This is a genomic window from Achromobacter dolens, assembly GCF_902859745.1.
Taxonomy (GTDB): Bacteria; Pseudomonadota; Gammaproteobacteria; order Burkholderiales; family Burkholderiaceae_B; genus Achromobacter; species Achromobacter dolens.
This window is the reverse complement of sequence record NZ_CADIJW010000089.1, coordinates 1-9271: the sequence shown is the minus strand read 5'-3', so window position 1 is coordinate 9271 and position 9271 is coordinate 1. Positions and strand designations below refer to the sequence as shown.

Genomic DNA, 9271 nt, shown 5'->3' with positions numbered 1-9271 from the left:
GACCGCGCTGGCCGACGCGCTGGAGCAGGCGCGGCCGTTGCTGGAAGGCAGCGGCCCGGCGCGGCCCGACGCTTTCCCGGCCCTGCCGCCGGCCCGCCCGCGCACGCCATGGCGAGTGCTGGCGCGCACCTACCGGCCCGGTCCGACCACGCTGCGCTACCTGGCGCGGCTCGGCCTGTGCCTGGTCGTCGCCGAGGCGGTGGCTCACACCCTGGCCTTGCCGCGCTCATACTGGGTGCCGCTGATCGTTGTGGTGGTGTTCAAGCCCAACTTCGGCTCGGTCTTCGCCCGCGCGCTGCAAAGCTGCGCCGGCAGCGTGGTGGGCGTGGCGATCAGCGCCACCGTGATGGCGCTGGACCGCAGCGGCGTCACCAGCCTCGTCGCCGTGACCGCGCTGGCCGCCTTGCTGCCCTGGTCGATCCGCCGCAACTACGGCCTGTTCTCCGCCATCCTGCTGCCGATCCTGATGCTGCTGATCGGCGCGCTGCAACCCGGCAGTTGGCCGATCGCGCTGGCGCGGCTGGAAGACGTCGCGGTGGCCGCCGCCATTGTGCTGGCGGTGGGCTACCTGCCGTGGATGCGGATCGAGCGCCACAACCTGGACCAGGCCGTGGCCACCGCCATCGAGACCCTGGCCGCGTATCTCAACACCGTGTTCCAGGCCGACCCGGCCACCCGCCACGGCCTGCGCACCCAGGCTTATGCGCGCCTGTCGGACCTGCGCATCGCCCTGCAGCGCGGCCTGTCGGAGCCGCGCCTGGTGAGCCGCCGGGCGCTGGCCTGGTGGCCGGTCGAAGTGGCCCTGGAACGAGTCGCCAACGCCATTTCCGACACCGCCTGGTCGCTGCCGGCCGGACAGCCGCCGCCCGAACCGGCGCAACTGGCGCGCCTGGCCGACGCGCTGCGCGCCATGGCCCAGGCGGTGATCCAAAGCGCGCCGGTCGGCGCCACGCCGGTGACGACCGATGCCCCCGCGCTGCGCGATGCCGCCGCCGCGATCGAATCCCTGCGCGCCACGCTCGCGGGGCCAGGCTTCGCGGCCGAACCGGGCCGGCCCGCGCCGCCCGCCCCTCTCCCCCATCCGGACTGAAACATGTGCCTTGCCGTCCTCGCCCTGCATACCGTGCCGGGCATTCCCGTCCTGATCGCCGCCAATCGCGATGAATTCCACGCCCGGCCGACGCTGCCGGCGGCGCAGTGGGCCGACGCCGCCCACGTGTACGGCGGCCGCGACGCGCTGGCCGGCGGCACCTGGATGGGCGCCACCACTGGCGGGCGCTATGCGCTGGTCACCAATTTCCGCGAGCCCGGCCGCGTGGTCGCCGACGCCCCCTCGCGCGGCGCCCTGGTCGAGAACTTCCTGCGCGGCCGCGCGCCGGCCGCCGACTACATCGCCGCCGCCCATGCCGCCGGCCAGGCCTACAACGGCTTTAACCTGATCGTCGGTGACGCGCAGGGCGCCTGGTACGCCAGCAACCGCGACGGCGCGCCGCGGCCGCTGGCGGCTGGCGTCTATGCCCTGTCGAACCACCTGCTGGATACGCCCTGGCCCAAGCTGGCGCGCACCAAGGCCGCCTTCGAGCGAGTGCTGGCGCACGCTCCCCAGCCCGACCTGCCGGCGTTGTTCGAGGCGCTGGCCGACCGCAGCCCGGCCGACGACGCCGACCTGCCCGCCACGGGCCTGCCGCCGGATCGCGAAAAACTATTGAGCAGCCCCTTCATCGTCAGTCCGAACTATGGCACCCGCAGTTCCACCGTGCTGGCGCTGCGCGACGACGGCACCGGCCAACTGGTCGAAAAGCGCTTTGCGCCCGACGGCGCCGCCAACGGAGAGAGCGTGCTGGCATTCGCCTGGCGCGACCCCGGCGCGAGCGATACGCTTGGATCGTCCACGCCCCGGTAAAACGGGCAGCGCCGGCGAACTCGGCGCGCATATGCCGGTCGAATTTCCTGCGTGATCATCCCTTCAAGGAGAATTGCATGAACAAGCGCATCGAACGTTGCACCCTGGCCGCCGCGATGGCGGTGGGCACCATGGCCCTGGCCGGCTTCCTGACCGCCGCGCAGGCGGCGCTGCCCGCGGTGCAGCACCAGGGCAGCGTGGAATACGTCAGCGGCGGCATCGGCCTGGACGAATCCGAAGCCATGAAGGCCGCCGCCAAGGACTACCCGCTCTCGCTGACCTTCGCCGCGCAGCGCGACGGCAAGGCCGACTATGTGGCCAACGTCGCCGTCGTCATCAAGGACGGCCACGGCAAGCAGGTGCTGCAGGCCGAGTCCCAGGGCCCCTACATGCTGGTCAAGCTGCCCGCCGGCAGCTACAAGGTCTCGGCCACCTTCAACGGCAAGGCGCAGGAACGCGAAGTCAACGTGCAGAACAGCGGCACGGCGCGCGCCGTGTTCGAATGGAAGTGAATCCCTGATGGCCATGCCGCCTGGCCAGGCGCGCGGGGCGCCCGCTGCCAGGCCGGGACCGCGCGGGCGCGCTAGACGCCCGCAAACAGGATGGCGATGACAAAGCCCACGCTGATCGTCCAGACCAGCGAGCGCAGCGCGCCCCAGCCCGCCAGGTACATCGCCAGGTAGCCCAGGCGCACGCCCAGCCAGCAGGCCATCAACGTGGCCACGTGCGCGGGCGCCGCCTGGTTGTACAGCGCGAACAGCACCGCCGCGTAGAAGAACGGCAGCGCTTCGAACGTGTTGGCCTGCGCCGCGTTGGCGCGCGCGCGCCAGCCTTCCTGCCGCGCCAGCCAGGCGCGCGGATCATTGTTGTCGAACTTCCTGCCGCCCGCCTTGGCGACGATCGTGCAGACGAACGGCAGGATCGCCGCCGCCAACATCAACCATGCGATCAATTTCATTGCAGCTCCTTGCGCGGAACGAGCCTCTTCCCGCCACCGGGCGGGACGCGCCGCTGCGGCATGGTCGCCCGAAAGCGCGGAAATGAAAAGCCGCCGGCGCGAACGGCAAACGCCAATCGGCCGCCCGCAAACGGCGGCCTCACGATGCGGCGCTTACACTTGCGGCTTTGAGCGCCTCCCGCGCACGCGATGCCGGTGACGCGCCGCCCGTTGTCTCGCAGGAAGAACCATGCCTCTCGCCTCTCCCGGCTCCCTGATGTTCCTGGCCGCCGCCCTGCTGTGGCTACCTGCCACCCGCCGCTGGGCCCTGCTGCCACTGGCGCTCGCCTATGCCTGGGCCTGGACCCAGGGCGGGATCGAGCCCGTGGCGCTGGCCTGGCCCGCGTTGCTGGCGCTGGCCGCCGTGCTGGCGCGGCCGACCATGGCGGCTCCCGCTCGCGCCACTGGCCATGCGCTGTTCCTGATCCTGGCGGTGCTGCTGTTCCTGCACTGGCTGCCCGGCTACCACAACCCGCTGGTCATCCCGCGCGCCGCGCTGACGCCCGATGCCGTGCCCTTCGCCATGTACCTGAACCTGGACAAGCCGCTGGTGGCGTTCTGGGTGGTGCTGGTCGCCGCGCCCGCCATGGCCGGCGCCAACGCGCGCGCCACGCTCACGGCGGCGCTGGCCGCGTGCGCCGGCGCGATCGCGGCCTGCCTGGGGCTGGCCCTGGCGCTGGGGGTGGTGGGATGGGCGCCGAAGTGGCCCGACTCGGGCTGGCTATGGCTGATCAACAACGCGCTGCTGGTGACGCTGGCCGAGGAAGCCCTGTTCCGCGGCTACGTGCAGGAACGGCTGACGCGCGCCTGGCGCGGCCGCCCCTGGGGCGCCACGGCCGCGCTGCTGGTCGCCGCGCTGCTGTTCGGGCTGGCGCATTATGCCGGCGGCTGGCAATGGATGCTGCTGGCCGGCCTCGCCGGCGTTGGGTATGGCATGGCCTACCGCCACGGCGGCCTGGCGGCCGCGGTGCTGGCCCACCTGGGCCTGAACGCGGCGCACTACGGTCTGTTCACCTACCCGATGCGTGCCGCGCTGCATTGAAACGCCCATGCCGTAACCGACCCGTCGTGGCCGGCAACGGCGCGGCGCTTCAGGCCGTCGCCAGGGCCGGATAGTCGGTGTAGCCCGTCGCGCCCGAGGCGTAGAAGGTCGACGAATCCGGCGCGTTCAACGGCGCGTTCAGCGCAAAGCGGCGCACCAGGTCGGGATTGGCGATGAATTGCACGCCGAACGCCACCGCGTCGGCGCGGCCCGCGGCAATCGCCGCCTCGGCCGATTCGCGCGTGAAGCCTTCGTTGGCGATGTACACGCCGCCGAACGATTCCTTGAGCTGCGGCCCCAGGCTGTCGGCGCCCTCATGTTCGCGCGCGCACAGGAACGCCAGGCCACGGCGGCGCGCCGCCCGCGCCACGTAGTTGAAGGTCGTGGCCGGATCCGAATCCCCCATCGAGTGGGCATCGCCACGCGGCGACAGGTGCAGGCCGACGCGGCCGCCGCCCCACACGCTGACGCACGCATCCACCACTTCCAGCATCAGGCGCGCGCGTGCTTCGAGTGAACCGCCATAGCCGTCGGTGCGATGGTTGGTGCTGTCCTGCAGGAACTGGTCCAGCAGATAGCCATTGGCGCCGTGGACTTCGACGCCGTCGAAACCGGCTTCCTGCGCCAGTTGCGCGCCGCGGCGATAGGCCTCGACGATGCCCGGGATCTCATCGGTCTCGAGCGCGCGCGGCACCACATAACCGCGCTTGGGACGCACATGGCTGACATGGCCGCCGGCCGCGATCGCGCTCGGGGCCACCGGCAGTTCGCCATTGAGGAACACCGGATCCGAAATGCGGCCCACGTGCCACAGTTGCGCGAAGATACGGCCGCCGGCCTCGTGCACCGCCGACGTCACCTTGCGCCAGCCCTTGACCTGCTCCTGCGACCACAGCCCCGGCGTATCGGCATATCCCACGCCCTGCGGCGTCACCGAGGTGGCCTCGGTCAGGATCAGGCCGGCGGACGCGCGCTGGACGTAGTACTCGACCATCAGGTCGTTCGGCACCCGGCCCTCGCTGGCGCGCTGGCGCGTCAACGGGGCCATGATGATGCGGTTGGGCAGGGTCAGTTCCCCCACTTGCAAGGGTTCAAACAGCAGGCTCATAACAATCCTCGTGCCCGGCGGGCGGGCGTGGGTAGCGGCGGCAGGCTACATGTCTTGATTCAATTGCCGCAGGAACGCGGCAATCACGGGTTCATTGCGACGGAAGAACACCCACTGCCCCACCTTGGTGGCCGAAATCAGCCCCGCGCGCTGCAGCACCGCAAGGTGCGAAGACACGGTGGACTGCGACAGCCCGCAGCGCCCATCGATATGGCCCGCGCATACCCCGTGTTCGAAGGTATGCCCCGGACGCTCCTCGAAGTGCGCCTGCGGCGTCTTCAACCACCCCAAAATCTCGCGGCGCACGGGATTGGCCAACGCCTTGAGAATGGCGTCGACATCGATCTCCGTGGTGGCCTCGGCGGCGGGGGCAGCAGTGGTCGTCATATTGAAATATCGCAATTTATCGAATCTTATATCGAGACATCCCGATATATCGTTATACCCCTGCCGACCGAGGGGCCTTCTTCGGAATCCGAGGGACCATCACTCCCCCTGCACCCGCCCCCGCAACCGCTTCACCTCGCCATGCAGCACCTTGCGCTGCACCCGCCGCCGCTGCGACGCCCGCGTCGGCTTCGTCGCCCGCCGCGGCTTCTCCACCTTCGCCGCCGCCCGCACCATATTCACCAGCCGCTCGATCGCCTCCGCCCGGTTCTTGTCCTGGCTGCGGAACGACTGCGACTTGATGACGATCACCCCCTCCTTCGAAATGCGATGGTCGCTCATCGCGCACAACGCATCCTTGATATCCGCCGGCAACGACGACGCCCGCACATCGAACCGCAGATGCACCGCGCTCGACACCTTGTTGACGTTCTGCCCGCCCGCGCCCTGCGCCCGGATCATCGAGAACTCAATCTCGCGCTCGTCGATATAGAGAGAATCTTGAACATGAAACATAGCGCGAGAGTATATAAGCCTTCGCCAGGCGATAAACCCTCCGCTCCCCCCAGATCCGCCCCCCTCGCGCATCCGCCACGCCTGCGCGCCAGCGAACCCCGCCCAACATCCCACACCGCGTATGCCTGGAGCGGCCGCCCGGGCGGCCACTCCAGGCGGGCCCAGCAAGACTTTCCAGAACCCTGAGGCCTTGCAGCACCACCACCCAAGACGCTCGCAGCCCTGGGCGCGGGCGGGTCGGGAGGCGGGCAACCTCGATGCGCCCGAGGGAATCCGTAGGCAGCCGCCGTCAGGCGGCAACGAGGATGACGCAGGGGCAGTCCGGAGCGAACGCTCCGGACCGCAATCGTGGGCGCCCGCCTCCCGACCCGCCCGCGCCCAGGGCGACCTACGAAGCCCCCGCCAACGTCACGCAACCACCTCAACAAACGAGAAAAAGCCCACGACATCAAGGACATCCCAGCCCCCCGCAGCCAAGACCGACTAAAATGACGCCCTTTTGCCCCTCCCTGGCGCGCCACCCAGCGCCACTCCCCCATGACCTACACCGCCAAAGAAATCTTCAAAACCCTGCAAGGCGAAGGCGCCCACGCAGGCCGCGCGGCGGTCTTCTGCCGGTTCGCGGGCTGTAATCTCTGGAGCGGCCGCGAAAGCGACCGCGCCAGCGCCGCCTGCACCTTCTGCGACACCGACTTCATCGGCACCGACGGCGACGGCGGCGGCAAATTCGCCACCCCCGAGCTGCTCGCCGACGCCATCGAAGCCGCCTGGGGCCCCGACACCGCCAACCGCTACATCGTCTTCACCGGCGGCGAGCCCCTGCTGCAACTGGACGAAGCCCTGCTGGCCGTCGTCCACGCCCGCGGCTTCACCGTCGCCATCGAAACCAACGGCACCGTCCAGCCGCCCCCCGGCATCGACTGGATCTGCGTCAGCCCCAAAGGCACCGCCCCCGTCGTCATCGAACGCGGCAACGAACTCAAGCTGGTCTACCCCCAGGCCAACGCCCTGCCCCCGCGCTTCGAGCACCTGGACTTCGACCACTTCTTCCTGCAACCCATGGACGGCCCCGCCCGCCTGGCCAACACCGAACAGGCCGTCCAATACTGCATGCAGCACCCGCAATGGCGCCTGAGCCTGCAGACCCATAAATACATAGGCATTCCATGATTTCCGTGACCCGCAGGCTTGAATTCGACGCCGGCCACCGCATTCCCGACCACCGCAGCCAGTGCCGCAACCTGCACGGCCATCGCTACGTGCTCGAAATCACGCTGACCGGCGACATCGTCCAGGCCCCCGGCGAATCCGACAACGGCATGCTGATGGACTTCGCCGACATCAAGCGCATCGCCAAGACGCATATCGTCGACGTCTGGGACCACGCCTTCCTGGTGTACGAAGGCGACACCGCCGTGCGCGGCTTCCTCGACTCGATGCCCGACCACAAGACCGTGGTGCTGGACCGCATCCCCACCGCCGAGAACCTGGCCGCCGTCATCTTCGAGATCCTCGCGCCGCACTATCACGGCCACTACGGCGCCGACCTGCGCCTGACCCGCGTGCGCCTGTACGAAACGCCCAACTGCTGGGCCGACTGCAACGGTTGATCGTCCAGGGCGGCCAGCGTGGCCGCCCCGCAAGGCGATGCGACAGCATGGCCTTGCCGCCCCGCCTTTCCACTCACGGAAAACCCACCCCTGATTTTCCCGATTGAAAAAATCAATGGAGATCTTCGCCATTTTCAATTAATAGTAAGCTAATAGATAGGATACAATCGATTTACATGGACACCCCCACCGACTCCCAACTCATGGCCACCACTGCCAACCTGATGGTGCTGTCGCGCGCCTACCGCGGCGCCGCCGACAAGGCCCTGGCCGACTACGGCCTGTCGCAAGCCACCGCCTGGCCCGTGATCCTGGCCGGCCGGCTGGGCGACGGCGTGCGCCAGGGCGCGCTGGCCGAGGCGCTGGGGGTCGAGGGTCCGTCGCTGGTGCGCGTGCTCGACCAACTGGTCGCCGCCGGCCTGATGGAACGGCGCGAAGACCCGCATGACCGCCGCGCCAAGACCCTGCACCTGACCGACGCCGGCCACGCCCTGCGCAAGCAGGTCGAGGACGTGCTGGTGGAACTGCGCCGGCGCCTGTTCGACGGCGTCAGCGAAGCCGACCTGCAGGCCTGCCTGCGCGTGTTCGACGCACTCAAGGCCGCGCTGGGCCGCAGCGCCGCCGGGGCCCAGGAGGACCCGCGGCCATGAAACTGCCCAACGTCCGCGAGACGATCTTCTCCCTCAAGAGCTACCTGAGCGCCATCATGGCGCTCTATCTTTCGTACAGCATCGGCCTGCCACGCCCGTTCTGGGCCATGACCACCGCCTACATCGTGGCCCAGCCCTGGTCCGGCGCGGTGCGCTCGAAGGCGCTGTACCGCCTCGTCGGCACCTTCTGCGGCTCGGCCATGACCGTCTACATGGTGCCGCGCCTGTCCAATTCGCCCGTCGTCATGACCGCCGCCATGGTGGCCTGGGTCGGCTTCTGCCTGTACCTGTCGGTGCTGGACCGCACGCCGCGCTCGTATCTCTTCATGCTGGCCGGCTACACCGCCGCCATGATCGGCTTTCCCAGCGTCACCGACCCGTCGCAGGTGTTCGACACCGCGCTGGCTCGGGTCGAGGAAATCAGCCTGGGCATCGTCTGCGCCACGCTGGTCCACAGCATCGTGCTGCCGCGCGGCCTGGCGCCCGCCCTGACCTTGCAGTTGGACAAGGCGGTGCGCGACGCCAAGCTCTGGATCCACGACACCCTGAGCGGCAAGACCGCCGAACAGAAAGACCGCGACCGCCGCGAGCTGGCCAACGACATCACCCAGTTGCGCCTGCTGTCGACCCACGTGCCGTTCGACACCGGCAACCTGCGGTGGACCGCCGGCGCGGTGCGCGCCATGCAGGACCAGATCGCCGCGCTCACGCCCGCCGTGTCCGCGGTCGAAGACCGCATGCGCGCCCTGCAGGCCAACGGCCAGACGCTGCCGGAGCCGGTCTCGCAAGTGCTGGCCGACATCTCCGAATGGATCAACGCCGGCGCCAAGGCCACCCACGAAACCGCCGTGCAGTTGCGCGCCGCCGTCTCGCGCCTGACGCCCGCCATCGACAGCCGCTCCGGCTGGCGCGACGCGCTGCTGGCCAGCCTGATGACGCGGCTGCGCGAGCTGATCGACACCTACGACGAATGCCTGGCGCTGCGCCGCGAGATCCGCGCCGGCCTGGCCGGGGCGCCGCTGCGCGGCACGCGCGCCCCCGCCCGCATCGCGCCCAGC

The 9271-nt window shown here is 69.6% G+C and carries 12 protein-coding genes; 8 read left to right on the top strand and 4 right to left on the bottom strand.

All coding sequences use genetic code 11. The features are described 5' to 3' along the window. From HV783_RS28860 to HV783_RS28850, 3 genes are all read left to right on the top strand, one after another. A partial coding sequence (locus HV783_RS28860) for an FUSC family protein (RefSeq protein WP_175190317.1) occupies positions 1–1090 on the top strand: 1090 nt, incomplete at its 5' end. Positions 1091–1093: 3 nt separating this feature from the next. After that, positions 1094–1903: an NRDE family protein gene (locus HV783_RS28855; RefSeq protein WP_064523922.1), complete on the top strand. Its 810-nt coding sequence runs from the start codon at positions 1094–1096 to the stop codon at positions 1901–1903. Positions 1904–1980: 77 nt separating this feature from the next. Further along, entirely contained in the window at positions 1981–2415 is a 435-nt protein-coding gene (locus HV783_RS28850; protein WP_049073402.1) for a peptidase associated/transthyretin-like domain-containing protein, read from the top strand. 71 nt (positions 2416–2486) lie between these two features. Here HV783_RS28850 and HV783_RS28845 read toward each other — a convergent pair whose 3' ends face one another. Beyond that, positions 2487–2861 (bottom strand): MAPEG family protein, encoded by a 375-nt coding sequence (locus HV783_RS28845; RefSeq protein ID WP_054502733.1) that lies wholly within the window; start codon positions 2859–2861, stop codon positions 2487–2489. Between the two features lie 229 nt (positions 2862–3090). Here HV783_RS28845 and HV783_RS28840 point away from each other — a divergent pair, with 229 nt between their 5' ends. After that, the gene (locus HV783_RS28840) at positions 3091–3942 is read left to right on the top strand and encodes a CPBP family intramembrane glutamic endopeptidase (protein WP_175190316.1); all 852 of its coding nucleotides are present in this window, start codon (positions 3091–3093) and stop codon (positions 3940–3942) included. 49 nt (positions 3943–3991) lie between these two features. Here HV783_RS28840 and HV783_RS28835 read toward each other — a convergent pair whose 3' ends face one another. From HV783_RS28835 to arfB, 3 genes are all read right to left on the bottom strand, one after another. Continuing rightward, the gene (locus tag HV783_RS28835; RefSeq protein ID WP_054502735.1) at positions 3992–5050 is read right to left on the bottom strand and encodes an alkene reductase; all 1059 of its coding nucleotides are present in this window, start codon (positions 5048–5050) and stop codon (positions 3992–3994) included. A gap of 45 nt (positions 5051–5095) precedes the next feature. Further along, positions 5096–5437 carry an ArsR/SmtB family transcription factor gene (locus tag HV783_RS28830; protein WP_054502736.1) on the bottom strand — a complete coding sequence of 114 codons (342 nt, stop codon included), beginning with the start codon at positions 5435–5437 and terminating at the stop codon, positions 5096–5098. 99 nt (positions 5438–5536) lie between these two features. Continuing rightward, a complete protein-coding gene (gene arfB, locus HV783_RS28825; RefSeq protein WP_049073397.1) occupies positions 5537–5953 on the bottom strand; it encodes an alternative ribosome rescue aminoacyl-tRNA hydrolase ArfB in 417 nt (138 codons plus the stop codon). A gap of 537 nt (positions 5954–6490) precedes the next feature. Here arfB and queE point away from each other — a divergent pair. From queE to HV783_RS28805, 4 genes are all read left to right on the top strand, one after another. Then, complete coding sequence (gene queE, locus HV783_RS28820) at positions 6491–7123, top strand: 7-carboxy-7-deazaguanine synthase (protein ID WP_049073396.1); 633 nt, start codon at positions 6491–6493, stop codon at positions 7121–7123. Beyond that, complete coding sequence (queD, locus tag HV783_RS28815; RefSeq protein ID WP_054502738.1) at positions 7120–7563, top strand: 6-carboxytetrahydropterin synthase QueD; 444 nt, start codon at positions 7120–7122, stop codon at positions 7561–7563. Before queE ends, queD begins: the two co-directional genes overlap by 4 nt. Before the next feature lie 176 nt (positions 7564–7739). Then, on the top strand, positions 7740–8213 hold the full coding sequence (locus HV783_RS28810) for a MarR family winged helix-turn-helix transcriptional regulator (protein ID WP_006387237.1): 474 nt from the start codon (positions 7740–7742) through the stop codon (positions 8211–8213). After that, on the top strand, positions 8210–9271 hold a 1062-nt coding region (locus HV783_RS28805), incomplete at its 3' end, for an FUSC family protein (protein ID WP_175190315.1). The genes HV783_RS28810 and HV783_RS28805, both read left to right, overlap by 4 nt.

Bases quoted from the DNA above. Each gene is read 5' to 3' on its own strand.
- HV783_RS28855 (WP_064523922.1), top strand. From the start codon at position 1,094: ATGTGCCTTGCCGTCCTCGCCCTGCATACCGTGCCGGGCATTCCCGTC.
- HV783_RS28850 (WP_049073402.1), top strand. From the start codon at position 1,981: ATGAACAAGCGCATCGAACGTTGCACCCTGGCCGCCGCGATGGCGGTG.
- HV783_RS28845 (WP_054502733.1), bottom strand. From the start codon at position 2,861: ATGAAATTGATCGCATGGTTGATGTTGGCGGCGGCGATCCTGCCGTTC.
- HV783_RS28840 (WP_175190316.1), top strand. From the start codon at position 3,091: ATGCCTCTCGCCTCTCCCGGCTCCCTGATGTTCCTGGCCGCCGCCCTG.
- HV783_RS28835 (WP_054502735.1), bottom strand. From the start codon at position 5,050: ATGAGCCTGCTGTTTGAACCCTTGCAAGTGGGGGAACTGACCCTGCCC.
- HV783_RS28830 (WP_054502736.1), bottom strand. From the start codon at position 5,437: ATGACGACCACTGCTGCCCCCGCCGCCGAGGCCACCACGGAGATCGAT.
- arfB (WP_049073397.1), bottom strand. From the start codon at position 5,953: ATGTTTCATGTTCAAGATTCTCTCTATATCGACGAGCGCGAGATTGAG.
- queE (WP_049073396.1), top strand. From the start codon at position 6,491: ATGACCTACACCGCCAAAGAAATCTTCAAAACCCTGCAAGGCGAAGGC.
- queD (WP_054502738.1), top strand. From the start codon at position 7,120: ATGATTTCCGTGACCCGCAGGCTTGAATTCGACGCCGGCCACCGCATT.
- HV783_RS28810 (WP_006387237.1), top strand. From the start codon at position 7,740: ATGGACACCCCCACCGACTCCCAACTCATGGCCACCACTGCCAACCTG.